The 25,006-nt window shown below is 39.8% G+C and carries 28 protein-coding genes; 18 read left to right on the plus strand and 10 right to left on the minus strand.

Annotation, left to right across the window (positions count from 1 at the left end):
* Positions 1-25: 25 nt before the first annotated feature.
* On the plus strand, positions 26-1,873 hold the full coding sequence (gene asnB / locus ACZ5AE_RS08130; RefSeq protein ID WP_464571166.1) for an asparagine synthase (glutamine-hydrolyzing): 1,848 nt from the start codon (positions 26-28) through the stop codon (positions 1,871-1,873).
* A 92-nt stretch (positions 1,874-1,965) separates the two neighbouring features.
* Positions 1,966-3,345: an alpha-amylase family glycosyl hydrolase gene (locus tag ACZ5AE_RS08135; protein ID WP_464571168.1), complete on the plus strand. Its 1,380-nt coding sequence runs from the start codon at positions 1,966-1,968 to the stop codon at positions 3,343-3,345.
* Positions 3,346-3,376: 31 nt separating this feature from the next.
* Here ACZ5AE_RS08135 and ACZ5AE_RS08140 read toward each other — a convergent pair whose 3' ends face one another.
* The gene (locus ACZ5AE_RS08140) at positions 3,377-3,868 is read right to left on the minus strand and encodes a YajQ family cyclic di-GMP-binding protein (protein ID WP_464571170.1); all 492 of its coding nucleotides are present in this window, start codon (positions 3,866-3,868) and stop codon (positions 3,377-3,379) included.
* A 113-nt stretch (positions 3,869-3,981) separates the two neighbouring features.
* On the opposite strand from ACZ5AE_RS08140, the gene ACZ5AE_RS08145 reads away from it, so the two are divergent.
* Both ACZ5AE_RS08145 and ACZ5AE_RS08150 read left to right on the plus strand, forming a co-directional pair.
* Complete coding sequence (locus tag ACZ5AE_RS08145) at positions 3,982-4,845, plus strand: CvfB family protein (RefSeq protein WP_464571172.1); 864 nt, start codon at positions 3,982-3,984, stop codon at positions 4,843-4,845.
* A 72-nt stretch (positions 4,846-4,917) separates the two neighbouring features.
* Positions 4,918-5,049, plus strand: coding sequence for a DUF3941 domain-containing protein (locus ACZ5AE_RS08150; RefSeq protein WP_213116644.1), 132 nt, complete (start codon positions 4,918-4,920; stop codon positions 5,047-5,049).
* A 33-nt stretch (positions 5,050-5,082) separates the two neighbouring features.
* Here the strand turns inward: ACZ5AE_RS08150 and ACZ5AE_RS08155 are convergent, their stop codons facing one another.
* Entirely contained in the window at positions 5,083-5,943 is an 861-nt protein-coding gene (locus ACZ5AE_RS08155; RefSeq protein ID WP_464571174.1) for a DegV family protein, read from the minus strand.
* Positions 5,944-6,054: 111 nt separating this feature from the next.
* On the opposite strand from ACZ5AE_RS08155, the gene ACZ5AE_RS08160 reads away from it, so the two are divergent.
* Both ACZ5AE_RS08160 and ACZ5AE_RS08165 read left to right on the plus strand, forming a co-directional pair.
* Positions 6,055-6,897, plus strand: coding sequence for a YitT family protein (locus tag ACZ5AE_RS08160; RefSeq protein WP_464571176.1), 843 nt, complete (start codon positions 6,055-6,057; stop codon positions 6,895-6,897).
* A gap of 18 nt (positions 6,898-6,915) precedes the next feature.
* Entirely contained in the window at positions 6,916-7,680 is a 765-nt protein-coding gene (locus ACZ5AE_RS08165) for a BsuPI-related putative proteinase inhibitor (protein WP_464571178.1), read from the plus strand.
* 46 nt (positions 7,681-7,726) lie between these two features.
* Here ACZ5AE_RS08165 and ACZ5AE_RS08170 read toward each other — a convergent pair whose 3' ends face one another.
* The 3 genes from ACZ5AE_RS08170 to ACZ5AE_RS08180 all read right to left on the minus strand — a co-directional run bounded on the left by ACZ5AE_RS08170 (position 7,727) and on the right by ACZ5AE_RS08180 (position 8,994).
* Positions 7,727-7,912, minus strand: a complete 186-nt coding sequence (locus ACZ5AE_RS08170) for a DUF3813 domain-containing protein (protein WP_464571180.1) — start codon at positions 7,910-7,912, stop codon at positions 7,727-7,729.
* Between the two features lie 2 nt (positions 7,913-7,914).
* Complete coding sequence (locus tag ACZ5AE_RS08175) at positions 7,915-8,067, minus strand: hypothetical protein (protein ID WP_464571182.1); 153 nt, start codon at positions 8,065-8,067, stop codon at positions 7,915-7,917.
* Positions 8,068-8,181: 114 nt separating this feature from the next.
* Positions 8,182-8,994: a Cof-type HAD-IIB family hydrolase gene (locus ACZ5AE_RS08180; protein WP_464571184.1), complete on the minus strand. Its 813-nt coding sequence runs from the start codon at positions 8,992-8,994 to the stop codon at positions 8,182-8,184.
* Between the two features lie 166 nt (positions 8,995-9,160).
* Between ACZ5AE_RS08180 and ACZ5AE_RS08185 the strand changes: the two genes are divergently transcribed.
* The 3 genes from ACZ5AE_RS08185 to ACZ5AE_RS08195 all read left to right on the plus strand — a co-directional run bounded on the left by ACZ5AE_RS08185 (position 9,161) and on the right by ACZ5AE_RS08195 (position 11,254).
* Entirely contained in the window at positions 9,161-9,469 is a 309-nt protein-coding gene (locus ACZ5AE_RS08185; RefSeq protein WP_464571186.1) for a metal-sulfur cluster assembly factor, read from the plus strand.
* A gap of 17 nt (positions 9,470-9,486) precedes the next feature.
* Positions 9,487-9,825 carry a DsrE family protein gene (locus ACZ5AE_RS08190; protein WP_464571188.1) on the plus strand — a complete coding sequence of 113 codons (339 nt, stop codon included), beginning with the start codon at positions 9,487-9,489 and terminating at the stop codon, positions 9,823-9,825.
* Positions 9,826-10,129: 304 nt separating this feature from the next.
* A complete protein-coding gene (locus tag ACZ5AE_RS08195) occupies positions 10,130-11,254 on the plus strand; it encodes a TIGR04053 family radical SAM/SPASM domain-containing protein (protein WP_464571190.1) in 1,125 nt (374 codons plus the stop codon).
* Between the two features lie 42 nt (positions 11,255-11,296).
* Here ACZ5AE_RS08195 and ACZ5AE_RS08200 read toward each other — a convergent pair whose 3' ends face one another.
* Positions 11,297-11,995, minus strand: a complete 699-nt coding sequence (locus ACZ5AE_RS08200) for a Crp/Fnr family transcriptional regulator (protein ID WP_464571192.1) — start codon at positions 11,993-11,995, stop codon at positions 11,297-11,299.
* A 229-nt stretch (positions 11,996-12,224) separates the two neighbouring features.
* On the opposite strand from ACZ5AE_RS08200, the gene moaA reads away from it, so the two are divergent.
* Complete coding sequence (gene moaA / locus ACZ5AE_RS08205) at positions 12,225-13,241, plus strand: GTP 3',8-cyclase MoaA (protein ID WP_464571194.1); 1,017 nt, start codon at positions 12,225-12,227, stop codon at positions 13,239-13,241.
* Between the two features lie 509 nt (positions 13,242-13,750).
* Here moaA and ric read toward each other — a convergent pair.
* Positions 13,751-14,449, minus strand: coding sequence for an iron-sulfur cluster repair di-iron protein (ric, locus tag ACZ5AE_RS08210; protein ID WP_464571196.1), 699 nt, complete (start codon positions 14,447-14,449; stop codon positions 13,751-13,753).
* A gap of 224 nt (positions 14,450-14,673) precedes the next feature.
* Here ric and ACZ5AE_RS08215 point away from each other — a divergent pair, with 224 nt between their 5' ends.
* Together ACZ5AE_RS08215 and mobB are read left to right on the plus strand one after the other, a co-directional pair.
* Positions 14,674-15,939 (plus strand): molybdopterin molybdotransferase MoeA, encoded by a 1,266-nt coding sequence (locus tag ACZ5AE_RS08215; protein WP_464571198.1) that lies wholly within the window; start codon positions 14,674-14,676, stop codon positions 15,937-15,939.
* Positions 15,927-16,481 carry a molybdopterin-guanine dinucleotide biosynthesis protein B gene (mobB, locus tag ACZ5AE_RS08220; RefSeq protein WP_464571200.1) on the plus strand — a complete coding sequence of 185 codons (555 nt, stop codon included), beginning with the start codon at positions 15,927-15,929 and terminating at the stop codon, positions 16,479-16,481. The genes ACZ5AE_RS08215 and mobB overlap by 13 nt, the downstream gene beginning before the upstream one ends.
* 16 nt (positions 16,482-16,497) lie before the next feature.
* Here mobB and ACZ5AE_RS08225 read toward each other — a convergent pair whose 3' ends face one another.
* A complete protein-coding gene (locus tag ACZ5AE_RS08225; RefSeq protein ID WP_464571202.1) occupies positions 16,498-17,190 on the minus strand; it encodes a Crp/Fnr family transcriptional regulator in 693 nt (230 codons plus the stop codon).
* A gap of 258 nt (positions 17,191-17,448) precedes the next feature.
* On the opposite strand from ACZ5AE_RS08225, the gene ACZ5AE_RS08230 reads away from it, so the two are divergent.
* Positions 17,449-17,628, plus strand: a complete 180-nt coding sequence (locus ACZ5AE_RS08230; protein ID WP_213116628.1) for a YjzC family protein — start codon at positions 17,449-17,451, stop codon at positions 17,626-17,628.
* Positions 17,629-17,753: 125 nt separating this feature from the next.
* The gene (gene clpB / locus ACZ5AE_RS08235; RefSeq protein ID WP_464571204.1) at positions 17,754-20,351 is read left to right on the plus strand and encodes an ATP-dependent chaperone ClpB; all 2,598 of its coding nucleotides are present in this window, start codon (positions 17,754-17,756) and stop codon (positions 20,349-20,351) included.
* A gap of 63 nt (positions 20,352-20,414) precedes the next feature.
* Here the strand turns inward: clpB and ACZ5AE_RS08240 are convergent, their stop codons facing one another.
* Positions 20,415-20,597, minus strand: coding sequence for a YjzD family protein (locus ACZ5AE_RS08240; RefSeq protein ID WP_213141324.1), 183 nt, complete (start codon positions 20,595-20,597; stop codon positions 20,415-20,417).
* A gap of 169 nt (positions 20,598-20,766) precedes the next feature.
* On the opposite strand from ACZ5AE_RS08240, the gene ACZ5AE_RS08245 reads away from it, so the two are divergent.
* The 3 genes from ACZ5AE_RS08245 (at position 20,767) to ACZ5AE_RS08255 (ending at position 23,516) form a co-directional block, all read left to right on the plus strand.
* Positions 20,767-21,489, plus strand: coding sequence for a serine aminopeptidase domain-containing protein (locus tag ACZ5AE_RS08245; RefSeq protein ID WP_464571206.1), 723 nt, complete (start codon positions 20,767-20,769; stop codon positions 21,487-21,489).
* Positions 21,490-21,566: 77 nt separating this feature from the next.
* Positions 21,567-22,418 (plus strand): hypothetical protein, encoded by an 852-nt coding sequence (locus tag ACZ5AE_RS08250; RefSeq protein ID WP_464571208.1) that lies wholly within the window; start codon positions 21,567-21,569, stop codon positions 22,416-22,418.
* A gap of 150 nt (positions 22,419-22,568) precedes the next feature.
* Positions 22,569-23,516 carry a BMP family ABC transporter substrate-binding protein gene (locus ACZ5AE_RS08255; RefSeq protein WP_464571210.1) on the plus strand — a complete coding sequence of 316 codons (948 nt, stop codon included), beginning with the start codon at positions 22,569-22,571 and terminating at the stop codon, positions 23,514-23,516.
* 28 nt (positions 23,517-23,544) lie between these two features.
* Here the strand turns inward: ACZ5AE_RS08255 and ACZ5AE_RS08260 are convergent, their stop codons facing one another.
* On the minus strand, positions 23,545-23,892 hold the full coding sequence (locus ACZ5AE_RS08260) for a hypothetical protein (protein WP_464571212.1): 348 nt from the start codon (positions 23,890-23,892) through the stop codon (positions 23,545-23,547).
* A 171-nt stretch (positions 23,893-24,063) separates the two neighbouring features.
* Between ACZ5AE_RS08260 and ACZ5AE_RS08265 the strand changes: the two genes are divergently transcribed.
* Positions 24,064-24,996, plus strand: coding sequence for a beta-ketoacyl-ACP synthase III (locus tag ACZ5AE_RS08265; protein ID WP_464571214.1), 933 nt, complete (start codon positions 24,064-24,066; stop codon positions 24,994-24,996).
* The last annotated feature ends 10 nt before the right edge of the window (positions 24,997-25,006 follow it).

Genomic DNA, 25,006 nt, shown 5'->3' on the forward strand with positions numbered 1-25,006 from the left:
ACTACAGAGAGGAGAACAAAATTACATGTGTGGCATATCAGGATGGGTTGATTTTAAAAAATGGATTGGTAACCAGCAGCATGAAATCGAAAAGATGACGCAAACATTGGCAAAAAGAGGTCCTGATGAAACGAATCTCTGGACAGATACTCATGTTGGTTTCGGTCATAAGAGGCTTATCGTCGTCGACCCTGCCGGGGGACGTCAGCCCATGTCCAAACAAAAGGATGGCTCAACATATACAATTTGCTACAATGGAGAATTATACAACACCGAAGATTTGCGCAAAATTCTCCTTACTAAAGGATATTCTTTTAATGGTCATTCTGATACTGAAGTACTGTTAACTGCCTATATAGAATGGGCGGAAAAGTGTGTGAACTATTTAAATGGGATCTATGCCTTTGCGGTTTGGGATAGCAAAAAAGAGCAGCTCTTTATCGGACGCGACCGTTTGGGGGTAAAACCGTTATTCTACAAAGAACATCAGGATGGGGTGTTATTTGCATCAGAGATTAAAGCCATCCTTGCACACCCAGAGGTGAAAACAGAGATTAATCGTGAGGGTCTGGCAGAGGTTTTGGGTGTTGGGCCATCGAGGACGCCAGGATCTGGTGTTTTTAAAGGGATTAACGAATTAAGGCCCGCTCATGCCCTTACCTTTTCCAAAAATGGCTTAAAAATCTGGCGTTATTGGAATGTAAAAAGTGAGGAGCATAAGGATAATGTGGAGGAAACAGCGGAAAAGGTACGTTTTTTAGTCAGCGACGCCATCACAAGACAGCTGGTTTCGGATGTACCATTATGTACCTTTTTGTCAGGAGGTTTGGATTCGAGTATCATTACAGCCATTGCCGCTAAAGGTTTAGAAGAGCAGGGGAAAGGGCAGCTTCAAACGTATTCGATTGATTATGAGGGAAATCAGCAATTTTTTACTGCGAATGAATTTCAGCCGGATTCGGACGAAAAATTTATTAATCTTATGACAGATACGTTTCAAACGAAACACCAAAATGAAATTATTTCGCAGCAGCAATTAGTTGATGAATTAGTGGAAGCTGTTCACGTTCGGGATCTGCCAGGTATGGCCGATATCGACTCTTCCTTGCTATGGTTTTGCAGACAGATAAAAAAGGATTTTGTTGTTAGTCTGTCAGGTGAATGTGCGGATGAAATTTTTGGCGGATACCCATGGTTTCATCGCAAGGAAGACCTAGAGCGCCAAGGATTTCCGTGGATGCGTTCGGTTAAGGCAAGGGAAAATTTATTAAAGCCGATTTGGAAGAAACGGTTAAATTTAAGTGAATATAGCTTGGAACAATATCGTCAAGCCATCTCCGAAACTCCTAAATTGGATGGGGAAAGCTTGGAGGCATCAAAGAGAAGAGAGTTATTCTATATTAATATGATATGGTTTATGACCACTTTGCTAGATCGGAAAGACCGAATGAGCATGGGGGCAAGCCTCGAGGTCAGAGTACCATTTGCAGACCATCGAGTAGTAGAATATGTTTGGAATATCCCGTGGGAGATGAAAATGTACCGCGGCAGGGAAAAAGGACTTCTGCGTAAGGCATTCGAAGGCATTTTGCCTGAGGAAGTATTGTACCGGAAAAAAAGCCCTTATCCCAAAACACATAATCCGGAATATACGATAGCTGTTCAAAAACAAATGTTGGCTATTTTACAGGATAAGTCTTCAGCTATTCATGAGTTCTTTGACAGAGAGCAATTGGAAAAATTAACTCAATCTGGAGGAAAATCATTCAAAGAGCCTTGGTTCGGCCAGTTGATGACAGGACCGCAATTATTGGCTTACTTTGTGCAGCTTCACACTTGGTTTAAAGATTATAATATAAACATCGTAAATTAGAGTTATTTAATTTGGAATAAACGCATATTTCGATTAAAATGATAGTGTAGGGAAGAGGGAAACCTCTTCTCTTTTTATGAGGAGGAAACCAGATGAAAAGGATTGTACTCATTTTAATTGTAATGCTGCTTTGTGCATCGGCACCGGCCTATGCAAAGGTAACCAAAGATGACCGCAAGTGGCAGGATGAAACTATTTATTCCATCATGATTGACCGGTTTAATAATGGAAATACCCAAAATGATTTCGATGTGGATACAAAGAATCCCGAAAAATACAATGGCGGGGATTTGCAAGGGATTACAGATAAGCTTGATTACATAAAAGATATGGGGTTTACAACCATCCGCCTGACACCTATATTTGATAACAAGGAAAATGGTTATCACGGGTATTGGGTGAAGGATTATTATAAAGTGGACGAGCATTTTGGAACTATGAAAGATTTTAAAAAGCTCGTCAACGAAGCGCATAAAAGAAAATTAAGGATATTAATTGATTTTCCTGCGTATACAGAGGTTAAAGGGCAAAACCTAATTGATGCTGCTACATGGTGGATCAAGAAAACAAATATCGATGGGTATACCCTTCCGGAAATCAATAAAGTTCCAATCAGCTTTTGGAAGGAGTTTTCGGCTGCCGTTAAGCGGGAGAAAAAAGACTTTTTATTGATGGGAGTTCTAACCGGAAACACAACTGAGGACATAGAGCTTTATCATGAAGCGGGTATTGAAAGCTTATTTAATTATAACCAGAGTGAACAGATGCGGCAGGTGTTTGCCACTACAGACCGCTCCTTTCAATCGATTCGTCCTGATGAGGATAAGGCAAATTCAAATGTAGATGCTCATTTTTTCGATAATGAATTTACCAAAAGATTTACTGCAGATATTGTAAATGAAAGACAATTCCCGGGCGCACGCTGGCAAACCGCCCTAACTTATCTTTATACGACACCGGGGATTCCTGTTATTTATTATGGGACTGAAATTGCCTTGACTGGGGGAGATATCCCCGATAACCGCAGGCTGATGAATTTCCGGACGGAAAAAGACTTAATCGAGTATATTACAAAGCTTGGTGAATTGAGAAATCAGCTGCCTTCCTTAACCAGGGGAACTATGGAAACGCTCTATGAAAAGTCCGGAATGGCTGTTTATAAGCGGGTCTATAAAGGGGAAACGTCGATAATTGCAATTAATAATACAAACAAATCCCAAAAAGTTACCCTAACAGGTGACCAGGTGGAAAGCGGTAAAGAGCTGCGCGGCCTTCTAGGAGGAGATCTTATCCGCAGCGGGGATCATCAATATATTCTGATTCTTGACAGGGACCATTCTGAAATTTATGTACTGGCGGAAAAAACAGGCCTGAACGTGAAATTTATTGCTGCAGCAGTTGTACCGGCAATCCTTGCGGTATGGTTTCTTCTGTTAGTTTTTAGACGGAGAAAAACGAACATAGTAGAATAAAGAGGCTGCCTAAGAGCAGCCTCTTTTTTCATTACCGATAATTAATAAATTGAACATCAATGGTGAGATCTGCTTCACGAACAAGGGAAATGATTTTTTGCAAATCATCTCGGCTTTTGCCGCTGACCCGGACTTGGTCATCCTGGACCTGGCTTTTCACCTTCAGTCCGCTATTTTTAATAATTGTGTTAATTTTTTTTGCGTTTTCCTTATCAATGCCCTGAACAAGCTTCGCTCTTTGACGGACCGTCCCGCCTGAGGCCTTTTCGATTTTGCTGTAATCAAGATTTTTAATCGGTACACCCCGTTTAATTAATTTGCTGAGCAACACGTCTTTTAGCTGGTCCATTTTATATTCATCGTCGGAAATAAGTACCAGTTCTTCTTTATCTAACGAGACTTCACTTTTACTTCCTTTAAAATCATAGCGTGTAGTAATTTCCTTCATCGTTTGAGTAATGGCATTGGTGACTTCTGAAAATTCAACTTTGGATACAATATCAAATGAGCTATCTTTTGACATGACAAAACCTCCGAATTTGCTAAAGTTTCCCTTTATGTCTACATTATAGTAAAATATAGCAGTTCAAACAACATAAAGGAAAACTCCGAGATGGAAAAGGGGAGTATAAGATAATGGCAATAAAAGAACTTATAGGACAAACAACAACTTTAACGGTAGCCCGTCAAGCTGAGTTCGGCTATTTTTTAACAGATGGCGATGAAGATGTATTGCTTCATAATAATGAAGTGAATCGAGAGGTTGCGGAAGGCGACGAAATAGAAGTGTTTATCTATGTGGATTCTCAGGGACGTCCTGCTGCCTCCACGACGATACCTGAAGTGGCCGTCGGCCGCTACGCATGGATAAAGGTGACCGATGTAAAAGAGGAGATTGGTGTCTTTTTAAATATCGGGTTAAAGAAAGACATTCTGTTAGGTGCCGAAGATTTACCGGTGCATAAATCGGTTTGGCCCAAGGAAGGGGATATGGTTTATATAACCTTAAGGGTCAACCGGAATTATCTTTTGTACGCCAAGCTTGCCAGTGACCAGGTTATCCAATCAATTGCGGTGAAAGCATCGAGACAAGAATTTAATAAAAATGTGCAAGGGTATATTTACCGAACCGCCAAAGTCGGCAGCTGGCTTTACACGATTGAAGGCTTCAAAGGGTTCATTCATGAATCGCAGCGTCGGATTGAGCCTCGCCTAGGTGAGAAGGTTGAGGGGCGAGTCATTGATGTTAAGGAGGACGGAACGATAAACGTTTCCTTACTTGCCAGAAAACAGGAGTCACAGGATACTGATGCAGCCAAACTATATGAATATCTGATGAGCAGAAATGGTGCCATGCCATACAGTGACAAAAGCATGCCAGAAGACATTCAAGAGCGGTTTGGCTTAAGTAAAGCAGCCTTTAAGCGAGCACTGGGCAAGCTTATCAAAGAAGGAAAGGTATACCAGGAAGACTTTTGGACCTATGCCAAAAAGGAGTAGATTTTAGCGTACATACTCTTTTCCAAATTGACAGACACTATTAAGCGAAAGCAGATGGAAAGGGGTAAGAAAATGCCGCACACATCCGATAATGATAAAAAGGCACAAGACAATAATGCGCTGCACCATGAAAAAAATATGATGCGGGAAAAAAATCGCCAAGCAGGAAAAAATCAGTATTCAAAGAAGACAGATCATAAATAAACAAAAAACAGAGCTTTAGGCTCTGTTTTTTGTTTACGAAGGAACTTTATTTAAGAAGAAAATGGAGATGGTCCCTGCTCCAGTATGGGCTCCAATGGCTGAGCCGATAGAGGAAATATAAACTTCTTTGGGCTGGAACTCCTTCTCAAGCATAGCTTTTACTTCAAGTGCCGTCTCTTCATTATCCGCATGGCTGATGCCAATAATTTGGTTAGACAAGTTCTCGCCACGTTCATATGCAAGTTCAATTAGGCGGCGGAGCACCTTTTTCTTACCGCGGATTTTTTCAATTGGAACCAGTTTGCCGTCTTCCACATTTAAAACAGGTTTAATATTTAATAAGCCCCCAAGAAATGCTGAAGCTTTTGAGACACGGCCGCCTTTAGCTAAATAATCCAAATCTTCAACCGTAAAAAGATGCTCCATATGGTTCGCTCTAAACTGGACATCCCTTAAGATTTCTTCCTTTGCTGCATTTTGTGATGCAAGTTTCGCCGCTTCCATCACAATTATGCCTTGGCCGAGAGAGGCACATTTGGTATCGACAATGGTTAAATTAAAATTTGGATATTTTTCCTTGACTTGGTCAAGAATCATAACAGCGGTTGAATATGTTCCGGATAGTTCGGATGAAAAGGCTATGTATATTCCGTCTTCATTATTTTCCGCCATTTTTGTAAATACTTCTTCAAACAGAAGTGGTGAAACCTGAGAGGTTTTCGGTACTAATCCATTCCTGATAGAATCGTAAACAGCTTTTGAGTCTATGCTTTTGACATCTTCATATTCTTCACCGTTAATGAGGACCTTTAAGGGAAGTAATGTGACGTTGTTTTCTTCATAAAAACTTTTGGGTAAATCGCATGCGCTGTCAGCTAGTATTTTTACCTGCATGAAGCTCACCTCATTCAAAATCTTATCATACTCGTTATAAGTGTATCGGTTTCATCTGGAAAAAACAATTAAATTGTTAAGGATGAAGCAAAAATAAAGGGGGATTTATCAATGGTTTGGCAGCAAACAAAAAAAGTCGTCATCGTCATTGCGGGTGCTTTTTTAACTGCCCTTGGAATGAATTTATTTCTTATTCCCGCCAATGTTTATTCAAGCGGTTTTACCGGAATTGCTCAGCTGCTTTCTAAAGTATTAACAGAATATACTCCGTTGAATATTTCAATGGGGGTCTTGCTATTATTATTAAATATCCCGGTTGCGATACTGGGATGGAAAAAGGTAGGGAAGTCCTTTACAATTTATAGTTTTCTTAGTGTTGTTCTTTCATCATTATTTCTAGAGCTTATTCCAATCTATAGGATGTCTCATGATATTTTGCTTAATGCTGTCTTTGGCGGGGTCATAATTGCGGCGGGGGTCGGGATCACCTTAAAATGGGGCGCTTCTACCGGAGGGCTTGATATTATTGCGATGGTGCTTTCAAGAATGAAGGATAAACCGATCGGTCCATATATGCTTCTCTTAAATGGTATTATTATTATTACGGCAGGTTTCCTGTATGGCTGGGAAAAAGCTTTGTACACGCTTGTTTTTTTATACACTTCAACAAGGGTGATTGATGCGATTCATACCAGGCATGCTAAGCTTACCGCCTTTATTATCACGAAAAATGCGGATGAGCTTAAGAAAGCGATTCATAAGAAACTGGTTAGAGGAATCACGATGCTTCCGGCGAAGGGGGCCTTTTCTAACGAAACAAGGGAAATGTTAATGATTGTCATTACGCGCTATGAATTATTTGATTTAGAGAGAGTGATTAAAGAAATTGACCCCCACGCGTTTACAAATATTATTCAAACAACTGGAGTTTACGGTTTCTTTCGCAGAGACTAAAGGAAAAAGGAGCTCAATATGCGCATATTATGTTGTATCATGTTACTTTTCTTGCTGATGGCAATAAAAGCAGATGCAAATGGGGTGGACCAATTGGCATACAAATATTATGTAATCCCAACAAGCATGCCTGAGCAATTAACGATCGAAATGTTCTTGAAAAATGAGGAGGATTTTCCGCTCCATTTTGAATTTCCTACTTCACAATTTTATGAAATTAAAATTTTCGATACTACAGGCCGTGAAGTATATAACTACTCAAAAGGGAAGTTTTTCCTTCAGGCGTTTCAAACCATTAGTCTTAAAGCACATGGCAGCAAGAAATGGCTGAAGACATGGGACTATCATCTAAAGGGGGAAAGAGTTCCAGCGGGGGAATATACCATCCAAGCTGTATTAAGGGCAGCAAGCTTGAACGGGAAGCCCGAAACTGACCGCCTGAAACTGACTATAACGCAAAAAATATATGTACCTGTGGAAAACGCAGTTTTCCGAAATATAAAAGTATCAGGTACAAAGGGAAACTACCAAGTTAGCGGTGAAGTAAAGTCAAAATGCATGGTGGTTTATTATACATTAGAGGATGGGCATAGAGAATTCCTGGGGGAGCAAAAGCTTGATGTTGCCGGAAAGGCTGACCAGTGGAGACCTTTTAAAGTAGATATTCAAATTCCAGCTGAAAAGCTTCCAAACCATGGCGGGGTCTTTCTAAATTTTTACGAAAAAAATGCTGAGGGCGTGAGAAGTAATCCTTACCCTGCATTATTAGAAAAATTTGAATGAAAAAAGCGGAAGTCGCCTCCCTAGGTACTTCCGCTTTCCTCATTTATTACTGGATCTGGTCAAGCTCTTGTTGCATTTCTTGGAGCTGTCTTTGCTCAGCGACCGTCGAGTTGGCATAAGCAGAACTTAATGCATTCTTTGCTTTTGCCAATGCAGTATCGCGTTCACCTGGGCCGGCAGCTTTTGCCGATTCAACAAATCTACGTGCTTCCTGGAATAAACGGTTACCCATCGTTAAATTCCTCCAAGCGAGGATTCTTGCACATTGGCCATTTTCTGAGCTTCTGCTTCAGCGTATGTCATGTGATAAGGAATCCGTTCTGAATGCTTGGTGACCGAATCCTTTCCTTGCTGGACAAAGCGTTTTGATTTGTTTGATCTACCCATTCGAATCCCTCCAATATGCTAAAAAGCTCGGATTGAAACAGCTTCGCTGCCTCGTTAATAGTATGCTCCAACATTGGCGGGTTCATATAGGTAAACAATGGTGAATAGATGAAATTATTTTAAACGTAGCAAATCTGTCAAATATTCAGCGACTCCATCTTCTTCATTGGTTAGAGTAACATCATTGGCGATATTTTTCACTTGGTCAATGCCATTTCCCATCGCAATTCCATAACCAGCATATTCAAGCATTTCCAAATCATTATCCTCATCGCCGAAAGCAATGACTCTTTGGGAGGGGATACGGTAATAATCAGCCGCCTTTTTCAACCCGACAGCCTTATTTAGGCCGGACTTAATAATTTCGATCACATGCCAGGGGGCAGCCCAGCTGCGGTGATCGATGACTTCGGCATGGACGTCAGATAGATGGTCGCGGATCTTTTTTAATTGGTCTTCCTCTGTATGGATGAGCAGGCTTGTCGGTGAATCCTTCAAATAATTACTTAAATCACCTGTAGTAATACTGGGATTCCCAAAATTAAAAATTTCAATCAGCTTTTGGTCATGATAATGAAAATAGACATCATCCATTACTTCAGCGATGATATTATGAAAATAAAAGCTGCGGCACGCCTCCACGATATCTTTTGCCACGCTAATGTCAAGCGGCTCATGGAAAAAGCCCCATTTCGGGTCTCGAGGATGGTGCATGAAGGCCCCATTGAAATTAACGATCGGGGAATCTAAATTTAACTCGCGATAATACATTTCACTGGAACGATATGGCCTGCCTGTGGCTATCATCACGATATGGCCATCTTCTCTAGCTTTTCTTAAAACTTCCTTTGTTTTTTCCGAAATCGTTTTATCATCTTTTAATAAAGTTCCATCTAAGTCCAATGCGATTAAATGTCTTTCTGTCATTTGAAACCTCTCTTTGGAAGTATTTGTTTCTATTATCAATATGTTATCAATTTATATTTAAACTGTAAAAAAATTCACTTCAAATGTTTCTAAAAAGCGCTATACTGGTTTTCGAAATACCTTTTGTTATAATGGTTACAATAAAACTGACAGGAGTGAAGATAAAATGAATGAAGATTTAAAAGAAAATATAATGGGCGCCCTTGAGCTTGTTATTGACCCTGAGCTTGGCGTCGATATCGTCAACTTAGGTTTAATATATAATACTGAAATGGACGACGAGGGAAGACTGACGGTTACTATGACATTAACAGCAATGGGCTGCCCACTAGCCGGAACAATTGTTGATCAGGTAAAAAGAGCATTGGCTGATATTCCGGAAATCAAGGATGTAGATGTTAATATCGTCTGGAATCCTCCTTGGAATAAGGACATGATGTCCCGTTATGCCAAAATTGCACTGGGAATTCGTTAAGGAGGACCTCCAGGAGGATGAAAAATAAAGTCATTTTAGTTAGTTCAAATCAGTTGGGAAAAGGCGATCAGGTTTTAGGAGAGAATGTTTTAGAGACTTTCTTTACTGTATTAAAACAAAGAGAGGATCTCCCAGCAGCTGTTTTTTGCATGAACAGCGGGGTATTAACCTTGACTGAGGATTCCTTTGTATCCGTTCATTTAAAAGAGTTAGAGGATAAGGGTGTTAATGTTTTTGCATGTAAAACTTGTGCCGATCACTATGGTGTTAGCGAAAAATTGACAGTTGGCAAAATAAGCGGAATGGCTGACTTTGTTGAACTGTCCTCAAAATACGAAGTTTTAACCATCTCATAAAAGCAGAGCGTTATTGGTCTACTCAGATTGCCGAGAAAGGGGAATTTTTCTCGGCAATTTTTTTGTTTTATCCAAACGTAAATTATCAAATTTTTATTGATTATCCTTGCTAACGGGCCTGTTGATTTCCGCTCCAGGCACTCGCTTGCAGGGCGCTAAGCTCTGTTTTTTATATTCACAAATCGTCCATATAATGAAAGCTGATTGTGAGGTAGTTCACTTTTTTCAAACATAAACAACTTTATAATACGAAGTAATAAGGCTATTTAGTTTGAACTGGCCGTTTTATAGGAGGCGTTTCAAGATGGATTTTAGCCGAGACTTTAATAAAGATCCGTTTATTGTGATATGGGAACTCACTCGAGCATGTCAATTAAAATGTCTGCACTGCCGCGCGGATGCACAGTATACGAGGGACCCTCGAGAACTTACGCTTGAAGAAGGCAAGCATTTGATTGATCAGATATACGAAATGAATAATCCGCTGCTTGTATTTACCGGCGGAGATCCGCTGATGAGAGAGGATATTTTTGAAATTACCAAATACGCTGTCTCAAAAGGGGTACGTGTTTCGATGACACCAAGCGCCACTCCTAACGTAACAATTGATGCGATGCGCAAGGCTAAAGAAGTCGGACTTTCTCGTTGGGCGTTCAGCCTTGATGGTCCTACTGCAGAGATCCATGATCATTTTCGCGGGACAGCGGGCTCTTTTGACTTAACAATGGAACGAATTAAATATTTACATGAGCTTGAAATGCCAATCCAGATTAATACCGTTGTTTCCAGATACAATTATGAACATCTTGAAGAAATGGCGAAATTGGTTGAAGAATTAAAATGTGTTCTGTGGAGTGTCTTTTTCCTCGTTCCAACCGGAAGGGGGCAGGTATCTGATATGATATCTCCTGTGGAGCATGAAAAGGTACTTAGATGGCTCTATGGTTTAAGCAAAAGGGTTCCTTTTGATATTAAAACCACGGAGGCGATGCATTACCGCCGTGTAGTAATCCAGCAAAAAATGCGTGCAGCCAAAGAACAGACAGATGAGATCAGCTATTTATCTGCGTTGACAGAAAAAGGCTTAACCGGCTCGATTGATGGCCTGGGCCGTGCACCAAAGGGTGTAAATGACGGCAATGGCTTTGTATTTATTTCTCATATAGGGGATGTCTATCCAAGCGGCCTGCTTCCGGTTAAGGCCGGAAATATTAGGGAAACCCCTCTTGCGGAAATTTACCGCGAGTCGCCAATCTTTAAGGCACTTAGGAATCCGGATGGATTTAAAGGGAAATGCGGTGTCTGCGAATTCAGATATGTTTGCGGCGGCTCAAGATCAAGAGCTTACGCCATGACTGGGGATTATTTAGAAAGCGAACCATTCTGCGTTTATATTCCTAAGGCTTTAAGAGAAAAACAAACACAGTAAATTGTTTGAGGCAATCGATTTTCGATTGCCTCCTTTCTAAAACTATTCAATGTTGCAATAAACAGTGGAACAATTTTCACAGCCAATTTCATCTTTTAAATATTGCAAATCCAAGACGGTAATTTTACCGCGTTTAATGGAAATGATGTTATCATGCTTTAATTCACTTAAAATACGGTTTGTACTTTCTCTTGAAGTGCCGCAAAAGTTCGCCAGCTCTTGGTTGGTTAATGGAAGATCGATTAAAATAGCATCGCCTTTTGGCACCCCATAGCTGTTGGTCATCCGGATTAAGGTTGAAAATAGAGCGCCGCGCTTTCCATTTAAGACAAGATCACGGAATTTTGTTTGGGTTTTACGGAAGTGGTCGCTCATCCATTTCATAAATTCAAAGGCAAGCTTACTGTTTTGGAAAATTTCACTTTCAAGTACTTCTTTTTTAATTGCCGCAATTTCACCTTCTTCAAGAACCTTGGCACTTAATAAATATTTTGGACTATCAGTGAAAAGGGTTAATTCTCCGCAAATATCGTTTTCTCCGCAAATTCTTAGTGACAGTTCCCGCCCATCTGCTGTAATTTTGCTAATTTGAATTTTACCTGAGATGATGACATATAATTCATCAGCGAGCATCCCTTCCTGAAATAGAAATCTTCCCCGTTCGCTTTTAAACTTCCGATCAGCAAAATTAAGCAGTTCTTTTATTTCAATTGAATGAGTTGGTTTTATTGTCGTAATCATTTTTCGCCACCCCTGTACATTTCTATATAAATAAACTTAAATAAATGGATTCGTTAGTAACATTTTATATCAAGATTAGCAAGGTAGAAGTAGTAAACAATGACAATATAGTGAAAACTGGACAATTTTTTTGAGGGAAATATGGATAATGAAGAAAGTAACAGTATTTTTTTAAACCATCTGTTACAATGGTATTAAAATGAGCTTCTTATTTATTGGAGTGGATTAAATGGAACAACCTATCATTACAGATAAATTTAATAGACCATTAAGGGATTTAAGAATTTCCGTTATCGATAGATGTAATTTTCGTTGTCAATACTGTATGCCAGCCGATCAATTTGGGCCGGATTTTGAATTCCTGCCAAGGAGCGCTCTCCTGACTTATGAGGAAATTGAACGATTAGGAAAAATCTTCGTGCAGTTTGGCGTGAAAAAAATCCGTTTGACAGGTGGTGAGCCCCTGTTAAGAAGGGATTTACCGATTCTCATTGAAAAGCTGGCCGTAATTGAAGGCCTAAGTGATATTGGCTTAACAACAAATGGCGTCCTTCTTCCTAAATTGGCTGCGAAATTGAAGGAAGCAGGCTTGAAGCGTGTGAATATCAGCCTGGATAGTCTTGATGATGAATTATTTGGCAAAATCAATGGCAGGGGAATTGGGACCGGTCCTGTTCTTGAAGGAATTCAAGCCGCTAAAGATGCAGGATTAGGTGTAAAATTAAATATGGTCGTCAAAAAGGGCTTAAACGACCAAGACATTATTCCAATGGCTGAATTCTGTAAAGAAAAAGGACTGGAGCTCAGGTATATTGAATATATGGATGTCGGCTCCACCAATGGCTGGAAAATGGATGATGTTGTGACAAAAAAGGAAATTTATGAAATGCTAAAGGCGCAATTTGATTTGGAACCGATTGACCCTGCTTACTATGGTGAGGTAGCAAAGCATTACCGCTATAAAGGTACCAATGTCAATGTTGGATTTATTACCTCTGTTTCTGAATCGTTCTGTTCCAGCTGTACTCGGGCTCGTCTTTCTGCAAATGGCCAGATTTTTACTTGTTTATTTAATGGTAATGGCCATGATCTTCGTAATTTCATGAGAAACGGTGCATCAGATGAACAACTAGCCGGAAGAATTGCGGAGATTTGGAATGGCCGAAATGATAGATATTCAGATGAAAGAACGGCCGAAACAAATATAAATCGAAAAAAAATCGAAATGTCTTATATCGGCGGTTAAACAAACCCCAAACAAAAAAGAAAACAGCCTGCATTGCAGGCTGTTTTCTTATGATTATCCCTGCTAACGGGCCTGTTGATTTCCGCTCCGGGCACTCGCTTTCCGCGGGGAGGTCCTGGAGCCTCCTCGGCGCTGAAGGCGCCTGCGGGGTCTCCAGTGACCTCTATATCCCCAGGAGTCGAGTGCCCTCCGCTCCAATCAACAGGGAGGCAAATCAACCTCATGTATTGCAACACATTTATTCTAACGCTTGCTAAGCGTGTTAATTTTTCGATATTTTGAAAATTTTAATTTCATCTGCTTTTATGAAGGATATTTCACTTATGGATTCAATCAATTTGTCCTTCATTGGTTTATGAGGGAGCATTTCCTTTTAGATTCCTTCGATTTTATCCTTCATCTTGTAAGTTTCTATTTGGATACACCTGTTGAAAGCTTTAGAAAAATAAAAGGCTATCGAAATTTCTTCCGACAGCCTAACAGCCTCCAGTGAAGGCTGTTTTCTTTTCTTATATATATCTAGGGAATAGAATGTTATTTTCCAAATGAACATGCATAAAGGTTAGTCCTTCGAGATCTTCTAAACGGTTATAGACTAGCCGGTATGTACCGCAGGCATCAAGCGGCGGCGTAAAGTCCCCGGTAATCTTCCGAAGCTCTTTCAATATGGCGCCGGCATGGTCATGTTCTTTTTCAAGGTCGATTATCATGTTGATCGCTTCTTGGCGATTTTCCACTGTTCCATCTGCCAGTTTTTTAATGATTGGGAATACATTTTCTTCTTCTTTTGCCATATGCTCTAACATTTCCTTTTTCAATTCCTGGTAGAGCTCATAGACCTTTAGCAATTCCGGATGGTTGTCTCCATGGACGCGCGACACCTTTGTAACATAAGGACTAAGCATTTTAAATTCTTCTTCCGTTGCCCGGTGGTAGTTATCGATCACATGGTCAATGATGGTGTGAGAATCAGTATTAGTCCAAACTTCTAAATCGGTTTCTTTTGATTCATTTTTTTCATAAACCCCTTTTAAATCCTCTAAAATAGATTCGATATCAAGATTGCCTTGGGCTGCAGCTTCGGAAAGCGGGATATTACCGCCGCAGCAGAAATCAATTCGATAACGTTTAAATACGTCACTTGTTTTTGGTAGTTCGTTAACAATATCTTTAACTAATGAATTTGCTGAAAATGGAAAAATTATCATGAATATTCCTCCTTGGTAAAAAGGGTTTTTCTATTTAAAATAAGCATAATTGAAAATGAAATAAAAAATGGTGACTAAAATCACACTATCTGCGTGATTTTGATTTTTCCCTGAGCAGAAAAGTTTCGATTTTGTGACTTTTGATATGTCTATAAGTTTTTTGTAGGCTTATAATGGATACAGTTAAAATACATAACGTTCTAAAATGATAGGAGCCGATGAATTTGTTTGAAAGACGACAACCCATTCCAATCGGAGATGCAGTTCAAAAAATAATGCAATACCAATTGTCCGGTGAAACGGAATATATCAAAATTGAAGAAAGCTTTGGCCGATTTTTATCTAAGGATTTAGTTGCCACCTGCGATGTCCCTCACTTTGACAGGGCACCCTATGATGGTTTTGCTGTCAGAGCAGTAGATACACAAAATGCATCCCAAGATAATCCGGTGGAATTTGAGGTAATTGACCATATTGGGGCGGGGATGGTTTCCAACATGACTGTAACAGAAAATCAGGCAGTCAGAATTATGACTGGTGCAATTATGCCTGAAGGAACTGATGCTGTTGTGATGTTCGAAGTATCGAAAACCTACGAAAAAGATGGGAAGCCGTTTATGTCCATTAAGCGCAGTTTTAAAAAGGGAGATAACGTTTCCTTTCGTGGGGAGGATGCGAAAGAGGGAGAGGTATTAGTTAAAAGGGGGACACTAATTAACCCTGGCATTCAAGCGATGCTTGCCACTTTTGGCTATAAGAATGTTCCCGCAGCCAAAAAACCAATTGTTGGCCTGTTTGCAACTGGTACGGAATTATTGGATGTTGGTGATCCTTTAGTTCCTGGTAAAATCCGCAATAGCAATTCTCATATGATTGCCGCCCAGATTGAGAGGGTTGGTGGTATCGTTCACTATTTTGGAAAGCTTCCAGATGAATTTGATACCTGCTTCGAGGCTGTAAAAAATGCAGTAAACAAGGTTGATTTGTTGATTACCACTGGCGGGGTTTCAGTTGGTGATTTTGATTACCTGCCAGAGATTTACGAAAAGCTTGGTGCAGAGGTTTTATTTAATAAAGTGGCAATGCGCCCTGGAAGTGTAACAACAGTGGCCAGCCATAACGGAAAGCTTCTCTTTGGTTTATCCGGTAATCCGTCTGCTTGCTATGTCGGATTTGAATTGTTTGCAAGGCCGATTTTGCGCAGAATGCTTTTTTCTGAAAAACCTCATTTAAGGAAGGAGAAGGCAATCCTTGAGATGGATTTTCTTAAAGCCAATCCATTTACAAGATTTGTGCGCAGTTCTGTTTCTATCGAGAACGGCCGGTTAAAGGTGACGCCCAGCGGTCAAGATAAATCCAACATTATCATGAGTCTTGCCGGTGCCAATTCATTAACCATCCTCCCGGGCGGCACACGTGGGTTCGTAGCCGGAACTGAGGTAGATGTTCTTATGCTTGAAGATCAAACCGGCAGTGAATGGCCTTGGTAAGGCCGGTAATTTTTCAAGTTACCGGTTACCAGAATTGCGGGAAAACAACATTTATTGAAAAGCTGCTTCATGGCTTGAATGCAGAGGGATTAATGACGGCAGTTATTAAACATCATGGTCATGGAGGTAAACCGGATGTTTTGCCTAAAAAGGACTCAATCAGGCATCTTGCAGCAGGTGCGGTTGCTTCCATCGTGGAGGGAGAAGGAAGGTTGCTGCTGCAAACCGAACAGTTAGAGTTCAAATTGGATAAACAAATAAAGCTGCTTAGTTTATTCAATCCGGATATTATCTTGGTTGAAGGTCATAAACAAGAATCTTTTCCAAAGATGGTCCTGCTGCGGGATAAGAGTGACCTTTCCCTGATAACAAAACTGAAAAATATTGCAGCGGTTGTTTATTGGAAGGATGGGCTGATGGGGACAGTAAGTGAGGTTTTGAAAGTTCCATGCTTTCATATTGGCGATGCAAAAGCTGAGCATCAGATTGTTAAGTTGTTAAAAGAGATGCATGAAAGAGAGACGGCTGACTCGAAAAACTGAGTCAGCCGCCGGATCATCAATCTACCCTGCAAATATCCTGAGGACAATCTTCGCAATCAATTTCATTTTTTAAATGATCAATGTCATGAATGTTAATCGTGCCTTTATTTATGGAAATTACCCCTGTCTTCCTCAAGTCAGCCAATAATCGATTGACAACCTCCCTGGAGGTTCCGCAAAAATTTGCCAATTCCTGATTGGTTAAAGGCAATTCAATTAGGATTCCCTTGTTTGACTTGACACCAAAACTGTTGCTAATTCGAATTAAGGTTGAATATAAGGCGCCTTTTTTTCCGTGTAAAACCAAGTCCCGAAATTTTGTCTGAGTTTTTCGGTATTGAAGGCTCATCCATTGAATGAATTCAAATGAAAGAGGAAGATTTTGCGATAATTTTTCCTCCAGAAACTCTCTCTTTATAACAGCTGCTTCACCGCTTTCAATAATTCGACCGCTTAGAAGATATTTTGGCTGGGGAGAGAATAAATGTAATTCTCCCACAAAATCTCCGCTCGAACACATCCTTAAGGTAAGCTCCCTACCATCAGGAATAATTTTACTAACATGAATAATCCCACTTTTAACTATATATAACTCATTTGCCGGCATTCCTTCTTGAAACAGAAAGGAGCCTTTCTCCATTTTCTTTGTATGTTGTACTGTTTCGAATAGACGCGACAATGTGACAGGCATTTCTTTAATGGACTGCATGCCGATACCCCCTTTAATGGGAACTAAAAAGCGATGAATCGCTCAGTAAAAATTTAAAAAGATATTACTGTAATTATATTGTTAATAATGAAACAATCGCAATAAATGGGTGCATAAGTTCATATAATCGTCAAAATTCAGGCAAAAGCAATATTCTTTAGGAAATATTGTCGAACAATGTGAAATTGAAGGAACTTCCTTTAATGAACCAATGCTTAAAGGGAATAATAAAATCGAAATAGATAAGGAGGGAAAAGCATGGGACAAAGCCGTCAATTCGGGCCGGGAAAAAAAGCACCGAATAATGGTGTTTATATTGAAGTAGGGGATACAGGTGATAATGTTGTAAATCCGAAAAAAATAAAGTTAAAAGCCGGCGACAGATTTCCGGAAAATTCAAATGATGATCGTGTATGGACTTACCAAAGAAAGCCATGATTAATATAAACTTGCTGAGAAAGAGCTGTCCCGAACCGGATGGCTCTTTCAAATTTTACTTTTAAATGAAGGATGAATTATAATATAAGTAATAGGTCAAAAAAGGTCAAAGGGTGTGAAAACTAATGGATTTAAACCGAATGACAGAACGATTGCAAAATGGTTTAATGGATGCTCAAAGTATCGCCATTAAATATAACCACCAAGAGATAGATGAACCCCATTTGTTATTGGCACTATTAAACCAAGAAGACAGCCTTGTTGCATCCGTGTTGGAAAGAGCGGGAATTTCCTCTAAAACAGTTGAAAAAAGTTTATCGGATGCCCTCGAAAAAAAACCACAGGTCACCGGCAGTGGAATTGAACAGGGAAAGCTTTATATCACAGCCAAATTGCAAAAATTAATGATAAGTGCTGAAGAATACGCGGCAAAATTCGCTGATGAATATCTTTCCATCGAGCATATTCTGCTTGCCGCAGCAAATGCGAATGATACGGAATTTAAAAAAGTAATTCATTCATTTGGCCGTACCTCGGAGGATCTTTTAAAGGTTATAAAAGAAATAAGGGGGAATCAAAGGGTGACAACACAACATCCTGAAGCGGGCTATGATGCTTTAAAAAAATACGGGCGGGATCTTGTAGCAGAAGTAAGAGCTGGGAAAATGGACCCTGTCATTGGCAGAGATACAGAAATAAGAAATGTTATCCGCATTCTTTCTAGGAAAACCAAAAATAATCCCGTTCTAATCGGTGAGCCTGGTGTGGGGAAAACCGCCATTGTTGAAGGATTGGCCCAGCGGATTGTCAGAAAAGATGTACCAGAGGGCTTGAAGGATAAGACTATTTTTGCCTTGGATATGAGTGCGCTGATTGCCGGTGCGAAATTTAGAGGTGAATTCGAAGAAAGATTAAAGGCAGTATTGAATGAAATTAAAAAAAGTGAAGGGCAAATATTGTTATTTATCGATGAAATCCACACGATTGTAGGTGCAGGAAGAACTGATGGAGCGATGGATGCTGGAAATATGTTAAAACCAATGCTGGCCCGGGGAGAGCTGCATTGTATCGGGGCAACCACGCTTGATGAGCACCGTAAATATATTGAAAAAGACCCTGCACTTGAAAGGAGATTTCAGCAGGTCCTTGTTCAAGAACCGGACGTAGAGGATACAATTTCCATCTTGAGGGGATTAAAGGAACGATTTGAAGTCCATCATGGGGTGAAAATTCACGACCAGGCCTTAGTTGCTGCAACTACCTTATCTGACCGCTATATTACGGACCGCTTTTTGCCTGACAAAGCAATCGACCTAGTTGATGAAGCTTGTGCGATGATTCGGACCGAAATTGACTCCATGCCAACTGAACTCGATGAAGTGACGCGCAGGGTGATGCAATTGGAAATAGAAGAAGCGGCGCTAACAAAAGAGCAGGATGAGATAAGTAAGCAAAGACTTCAGTCCTTGCAAAAAGAGCTGGCAGATTTGAAGGAACAGACAAATGCTATGAAGGCAAAGTGGCTTGAGGAAAAACAAACCATTACTATGTTACAGGAAAAACGGGAGCAAATTGAAAAACTTCGCCGAGAACTGGAGCAGGCAGAAGATAAATATGATTTAAACAAGGCCGCAGAACTTCGTCACGGTCTTATACCCGCAGCGGAGAAAGAGCTATTGGCACTTGAGGAAAAGGCTGAAAGTGACGACCGGCTTCTACGTGAAGAGGTAACATCCGAAGAGATTTCCAATATTGTTTCAAGATGGACAGGGATTCCGCTTTCTAAGCTTGTCGAAGGTGAGCGGGAAAAGCTATTAAGACTGGAATCAATCCTGCATGAACGGGTCATAGGGCAGGATGAAGCAGTAAATTTAACCGCTGACGCTGTTTTAAGGGCACGCGCAGGGATTAAAGATCCGAACAGACCAATTGGTTCATTTTTGTTTTTAGGACCGACTGGAGTCGGCAAAACAGAACTAGCGAAGGCACTAGCGGAAAGCTTATTCGATAGTGAAGAACATATAATCCGAATTGATATGTCGGAGTATATGGAGAAGCATGCTGTTTCGCGCTTAATTGGTGCACCTCCCGGCTATGTAGGGTACGAGGAAGGAGGCCAATTAACAGAAGCAGTTCGTCGAAAACCGTATTCGGTTATATTGATGGATGAAATTGAAAAGGCGCATCCTGAAGTATTCAATATTCTTCTGCAGGCACTTGATGATGGACGAATTACAGATTCCCAAGGCCGGGTTGTTGACTTTAAAAATACTGTCATAATTATGACATCCAATATTGGATCAAACATTTTACTCGAACGAAATGAAAATGAACAAGAAATCTCAGAAGGAACGAGAGAAAAAGTGTTGAATCTACTGAGAGCCCACTTCAGGCCTGAATTTTTAAATCGTATAGACGAAACAATTCTCTTTAAGCCATTGTCTATGGACGATATTAAGAATATTGTCGTCAAACTATTAAAAGAACTTAAGGCAAGGTTAAAAGAGAAACAAATCGATATCACGATTGATGAACAAGCGAAGGAATTCATCGCCGCACATGGATTTGATCCTGTATACGGGGCTAGACCGCTGAAACGTTATATTCAGCGAAATCTTGAAACAAAGCTTGCCCGTGATATTATAGCAGGAAAAATTCATGATGGGACAAACGTAGAGATTACAGTTGAAGACGGGGCAGTGGCTTTAAAAATCATTTCATAAAAGGAATCCAATTAACCAATGAAAAAAGGTCCTCCAATTGGGGAAGGACCTTTTTTAAAAAGTCTAGTGTTTTTCAACAGGCTCATTTGGAATAACTGTCGAAATAACGAAAATTAAAATGGTGATTCCTACCGATAAAATGGCACCAAGCTTGAAATCAAATGCCGCACCGGACATCGAGCTGACTACATATGTAAGCATTTCCGTTAAAAGAAAAGCCCAGAAAAAAGTCCAAAAGAAACGCATATTTTCTCACCTGCCTATTTTACATCCTATCTTATATTACCACATGATATGAAATTAATGAAAGGGTTTCTTTTAGTTAAGGAGGAATAAAAAATAGGCAATGCCCCATTCATCTTTTGTGAAGTGACATACATTATCATGAGGAAATATGGAAAAAGGAGTTTTATCTATGGAATGTCGGAGTTTTCAAATGGATTCCCAATGGAACATTATTTATTATCCTGAAAAGCCTACCGGGTTTGGGGTCTTAGTAATCGGAGATGAACGGCATTTTGTGGACGAGAGTAAAAGCTTTTGGACTCAAAATGAAGGAAAGCAAATCATAATTAACGATTTAAAAGAAAAAGGGTACACCATTTTTTCCTCAAATCTTTATGGGCGGAACTGGGGCAGTGATAATGCGGTTGAGCTAGCGCAAAGCTTGTATCAGCATGTCATTCGAAGTGAAATTCTTAATCAAAAAATTCATATTTTAGCAGAGGGTATGGGAGCGCTAGTTGCTCTAAAATTAATGGAAAAAATGAAAGACAACATTAGATCGGTTATCCTCTTAAATCCTGTGCTTTCTTTAAAACATCATCTCCAGCAAGAAAAGGAACATAAATTTTTTTATAAAAAATTAATCAAGGAATTAGTTGCAGCTTATCAAACCAATCAACAAGACCTTGAAAATGCAATTTCTAAAATGGACGATACAGTAAATCTTAATTACGACTGCCCGATTCATATCATCCATATCTTGGCAGGCGGAAGATCTTATAACCAGTCGAAACAATATCAACAGATCCTCGGTCCCTCAAAAATAAATCCAACATTTATTCTTCTTGAAAAAAAGCAACAGCTAGGTAAAATGTGTGTCAAATTTCTCAGCAGCCACGAATCGGTCTTGTGACCACCCCTCCTCAAGTGAAATAATTCCTTATTGAAGAGCATAGGATTCAGTAAGGGTAGTTTGAGGAGGGTGATGAAATGGACAAGGCTGTCATTTGGGGCGTTTTCGAATTTGTCAATTTTCACGTTTGTAAAACGTTATTAAATAAAGGCATAGAGGTTACCGGCATCCATTTAGAGGATACAGGCAAAATCCCTTATTTTGATGAAAAAAGGCTTGAAGTGGGGAGAAATGCTAATTTCGAGGAGTACTCCTTTTCACAATGGAGAAAAAAAATACAGAATCAATCAGATGAAAACCAACTGTTTATTTTTTCTATTTATGATCTTTACATGCTCCGGCAAGAACATCTCTTATTAAATGTGCAGGTTAAAGAAACAATATTGGATTATCTTAAAAAATATAATAGGAATATAGAGGTACTTTTTATTTTGCCTATTCAAATGTTGGAAACCAACGCAGAAACTGCTGTTTTAGATTTCCAAAAGCAAATAAAAAATCTGGTGAGAGACCTCAAAATGATTTACCTGCCCTCTGCTTACGGACCATGGCAGCCGAACGTTTTTTTTATTCAACAAGCCATTATCGCAGCTATTACAGATATAGCCATTTCGATTAATGATAGAGAATGGACTGAAGATGCAGTATATGTCGAAGATGCTGCTGAATCTATACTTGAACTAATTGAAAAAGAGGGTTCAGGGTCATTTATTGTAGAAAGCGGTCAGGAGAATTATTGGGAGAAATGTGTCACTTCCTTAAATATTACGGAACCTTGGGAACAGCCCAAAAGTCGGAGAGTGCCGCATTTCTCAAACCATTCTGCTGTAAAGGTACCTGTTAAAAAAATAACTGATCCAGCTGAATCACTGAACAGACAAAAGCAGCATACTTGGATGCTGTATCTCAATTATTTTGAAAATGATTGACAATAGGCTCTTTCGTACGGGTGAAGCTAAGAAATTTACTTTTCAATTATTTATTGAACAGGTAGAATAATAATTAACAAGATTTACTAAAAGGGCAGGTTAGTTTAGGTTTTAGAGCTAGGCCGCCGCCGTACGAAGGAGTTGCATTTAATGCTTAGCCGCTTCGGCATCATTTTTTTATGCCTTTTTTTACTAAGTGCCTGCGGGGAAACAAAAGCACAAGGTCACCTGCAAAAGGCTGGCTTATTAGTGCCCGATACCGTTAATGATCAAGTATGGGCCACGAAAGGCTTTAATGGACTGTTAAAAATTCAATCCAAATTTAATATCGATGTATTTTATAAAGAGGGCATGAATTCAGAGGATAAAGTGGAAAAGGCTGTAAAAGAGTTTGATCAAAAAGGGGTAAACCTTATTTTCGGTCATGGGGCGGAGTACGCTGAATTTTTTAATGAAATCTCAAAGGATTACCCTAATATTCACTTTGTTAGTTTTAATGGTGATGCTAAAACAGCCAACTCTACCAGCCTAAACTTCAAGGGGCATGCGATGGGCTTTTTTGGAGGAATGGTTGCAGCTCATATGTCAAAACAGCATAAAGTTGGTGTCTTGGCCGCCTATGAATGGCAGCCGGAAATCGAAGGATTTTACCAAGGAGCCATGGCAGAAGATAGAAATACCCATGTAAGTATTGAGTATGTGGGAAATTGGGATGATGGTAATAAAGCTACCGAATTAGTAGATCACATGCTTGATACGGGCGTGGATGTCGTTTATCCTGCCGGAGATGGGTTTAACGTACCTGTTTTAGAAAGGGTAAAGGACAGAGGGGTATATGTTATTGGTTACGTTTCTGAACAATCGGATTTTGGAGAGTCAACAGTCTTAACCAGCACCATTCAACAGGTTGATAAATTGTATGTTAAGGTGGCTGAACAGTTTAATAACCAGAAACTAAAGTCAGGGAATCTTTCGTTTGATTTTCAAGATGATGTCATTTCCTTAGGCAAATACAGCCCTTTAGTAGACAAGGGATTTATCCATAAAATGGATAATTATGTCGAGACCTATAAAAATTCCGGGAATCTGCCTAAATAATAAAAGCTGCCCTTTTTAAGAGGCAGCTTTATTTTTTTTTCCAAATCTGTTCGACAAAGGGATAAATTTTTTGAAATAAGGGCTTTAATCCCCGGGCAGATTCCATTAAAGTATCAACATGCCCCATAATCTGGTTGTAATCAATATTCGGCGGCTGATATTGCGGGTGCCGGAAAAGATGGTCATGTTGGACCGTCCCCTTGCCCTTACGCCCCCGTCCATGTCCAAACATTAATTCAGTAAATGGGTCGTCCTCCCACTCTTCCTCAGCTCTATCATGGTTAGCAAAACCCTCAAAATCTTCCGCCTCTTCATTACCAAAATCCCTCAGTTCATTCAGTTCCTGATCGTCCACTGCTAAGTTAGCTCCCTTCATAAATAATTCGTTTAGTATTACCTTATGAATAAGCCAATAAATGGAATGTACATTAGCGGAGATATCCGGGAAGAAACTATTGCTAAACAAACCTCTAATTTGATAATATTAGTACCAAGTCATAATAATTGATATTAAATGTATTTGGATCAATCCAAAGGAGATGGAATTATGCGAGCAGGCATTGTTGGTATTGGAAGATATTTACCGGAAAAAGTGGTAACCAACTTTGATTTAGAGAAAATGATGGACACCTCTGATGAATGGATTCGCACAAGAACAGGTATTGAAGAGCGGAGAATCGCAGCAGATGATGTAAATACGTCAGATATGGCCTTTTTTGCGGCCGAAAAAGCAATTAGTGATGCAGGAATACGTGCGGAGGATCTGGATTTAATCTTAGTAGCAACGGTTACTCCGGATACACCTTTCCCATCAGTAGCTTGTAAAATTCAAGAAAGATTAGGTGCATTTAAAGCTGCTGCAATGGATGTCAGTGCTGCATGTGCAGGTTTTATGTATGGAATTGTGACAGCTAAACAATTTATTGAGTCCGAAGTTTATAAAAATGTACTTGTTGTTGGTGTCGAAAAGCTTTCCAAAATTACTGACTGGAATGACCGTAATACGGCAGTTCTTTTCGGAGATGGGGCCGGTGCTGCGATCATTGGACCGGTATCAGAAAACAGAGGAATCCTTTCTTTTGAGCTGGGGGCAGATGGTACAGGAGGTAAGCACTTGTACCAAGACGAATATATCATTATGAATGGCCGTGAAGTATTTAAATTTGCAGTAAGACAAATGGGAGAAAGCTGCATAAATGTCCTTGAAAAAGCAGGGCTAAACAAAGAAGACGTAGATTTTCTGATTCCACACCAAGCGAATATCAGGATTATGGAGGCCTCAAGACAAAGATTGGAGCTGCCGGTCGAGAAAATGTCCAAAACAGTTCATAAATACGGAAATACTTCAGCGGCTTCTATTCCAATTTCAATAGTTGAAGAGTTGGAAGCAGGAAAAATAAAAGACGATGATATAATCGTGATGGTTGGATTCGGCGGCGGTTTAACCTGGGGAGCCATTGCCATCCGCTGGGGCAAATAATTGTCAGTTT

The sequence above is a fragment of the Neobacillus sp. S1227 genome (genome assembly GCF_055385255.1).

What these genes read in the sequence shown, in the direction of transcription:
- asnB (WP_464571166.1), top strand. Translation starts at nt 26, where the DNA reads ATGTGTGGCATATCAGGATGGGTTGATTTTAAAAAATGGATTGGTAAC.
- ACZ5AE_RS08135 (WP_464571168.1), top strand. Translation starts at nt 1,966, where the DNA reads ATGAAAAGGATTGTACTCATTTTAATTGTAATGCTGCTTTGTGCATCG.
- ACZ5AE_RS08140 (WP_464571170.1), bottom strand. Translation starts at nt 3,868, where the DNA reads ATGTCAAAAGATAGCTCATTTGATATTGTATCCAAAGTTGAATTTTCA.
- ACZ5AE_RS08145 (WP_464571172.1), top strand. Translation starts at nt 3,982, where the DNA reads ATGGCAATAAAAGAACTTATAGGACAAACAACAACTTTAACGGTAGCC.
- ACZ5AE_RS08150 (WP_213116644.1), top strand. Translation starts at nt 4,918, where the DNA reads ATGCCGCACACATCCGATAATGATAAAAAGGCACAAGACAATAATGCG.
- ACZ5AE_RS08155 (WP_464571174.1), bottom strand. Translation starts at nt 5,943, where the DNA reads ATGCAGGTAAAAATACTAGCTGACAGCGCATGCGATTTACCCAAAAGT.
- ACZ5AE_RS08160 (WP_464571176.1), top strand. Translation starts at nt 6,055, where the DNA reads ATGGTTTGGCAGCAAACAAAAAAAGTCGTCATCGTCATTGCGGGTGCT.
- ACZ5AE_RS08165 (WP_464571178.1), top strand. Translation starts at nt 6,916, where the DNA reads ATGCGCATATTATGTTGTATCATGTTACTTTTCTTGCTGATGGCAATA.
- ACZ5AE_RS08170 (WP_464571180.1), bottom strand. Translation starts at nt 7,912, where the DNA reads ATGGGTAACCGTTTATTCCAGGAAGCACGTAGATTTGTTGAATCGGCA.
- ACZ5AE_RS08175 (WP_464571182.1), bottom strand. Translation starts at nt 8,067, where the DNA reads ATGGGTAGATCAAACAAATCAAAACGCTTTGTCCAGCAAGGAAAGGAT.
- ACZ5AE_RS08180 (WP_464571184.1), bottom strand. Translation starts at nt 8,994, where the DNA reads ATGACAGAAAGACATTTAATCGCATTGGACTTAGATGGAACTTTATTA.
- ACZ5AE_RS08185 (WP_464571186.1), top strand. Translation starts at nt 9,161, where the DNA reads ATGAATGAAGATTTAAAAGAAAATATAATGGGCGCCCTTGAGCTTGTT.
- ACZ5AE_RS08190 (WP_464571188.1), top strand. Translation starts at nt 9,487, where the DNA reads ATGAAAAATAAAGTCATTTTAGTTAGTTCAAATCAGTTGGGAAAAGGC.
- ACZ5AE_RS08195 (WP_464571190.1), top strand. Translation starts at nt 10,130, where the DNA reads ATGGATTTTAGCCGAGACTTTAATAAAGATCCGTTTATTGTGATATGG.
- ACZ5AE_RS08200 (WP_464571192.1), bottom strand. Translation starts at nt 11,995, where the DNA reads ATGATTACGACAATAAAACCAACTCATTCAATTGAAATAAAAGAACTG.
- moaA (WP_464571194.1), top strand. Translation starts at nt 12,225, where the DNA reads ATGGAACAACCTATCATTACAGATAAATTTAATAGACCATTAAGGGAT.
- ric (WP_464571196.1), bottom strand. Translation starts at nt 14,449, where the DNA reads ATGATAATTTTTCCATTTTCAGCAAATTCATTAGTTAAAGATATTGTT.
- mobB (WP_464571200.1), top strand. Translation starts at nt 15,927, where the DNA reads ATGGCCTTGGTAAGGCCGGTAATTTTTCAAGTTACCGGTTACCAGAAT.
- ACZ5AE_RS08225 (WP_464571202.1), bottom strand. Translation starts at nt 17,190, where the DNA reads ATGCAGTCCATTAAAGAAATGCCTGTCACATTGTCGCGTCTATTCGAA.
- ACZ5AE_RS08230 (WP_213116628.1), top strand. Translation starts at nt 17,449, where the DNA reads ATGGGACAAAGCCGTCAATTCGGGCCGGGAAAAAAAGCACCGAATAAT.
- clpB (WP_464571204.1), top strand. Translation starts at nt 17,754, where the DNA reads ATGGATTTAAACCGAATGACAGAACGATTGCAAAATGGTTTAATGGAT.
- ACZ5AE_RS08240 (WP_213141324.1), bottom strand. Translation starts at nt 20,597, where the DNA reads ATGCGTTTCTTTTGGACTTTTTTCTGGGCTTTTCTTTTAACGGAAATG.
- ACZ5AE_RS08245 (WP_464571206.1), top strand. Translation starts at nt 20,767, where the DNA reads ATGGAATGTCGGAGTTTTCAAATGGATTCCCAATGGAACATTATTTAT.
- ACZ5AE_RS08250 (WP_464571208.1), top strand. Translation starts at nt 21,567, where the DNA reads ATGGACAAGGCTGTCATTTGGGGCGTTTTCGAATTTGTCAATTTTCAC.
- ACZ5AE_RS08255 (WP_464571210.1), top strand. Translation starts at nt 22,569, where the DNA reads ATGCTTAGCCGCTTCGGCATCATTTTTTTATGCCTTTTTTTACTAAGT.
- ACZ5AE_RS08260 (WP_464571212.1), bottom strand. Translation starts at nt 23,892, where the DNA reads ATGAAGGGAGCTAACTTAGCAGTGGACGATCAGGAACTGAATGAACTG.
- ACZ5AE_RS08265 (WP_464571214.1), top strand. Translation starts at nt 24,064, where the DNA reads ATGCGAGCAGGCATTGTTGGTATTGGAAGATATTTACCGGAAAAAGTG.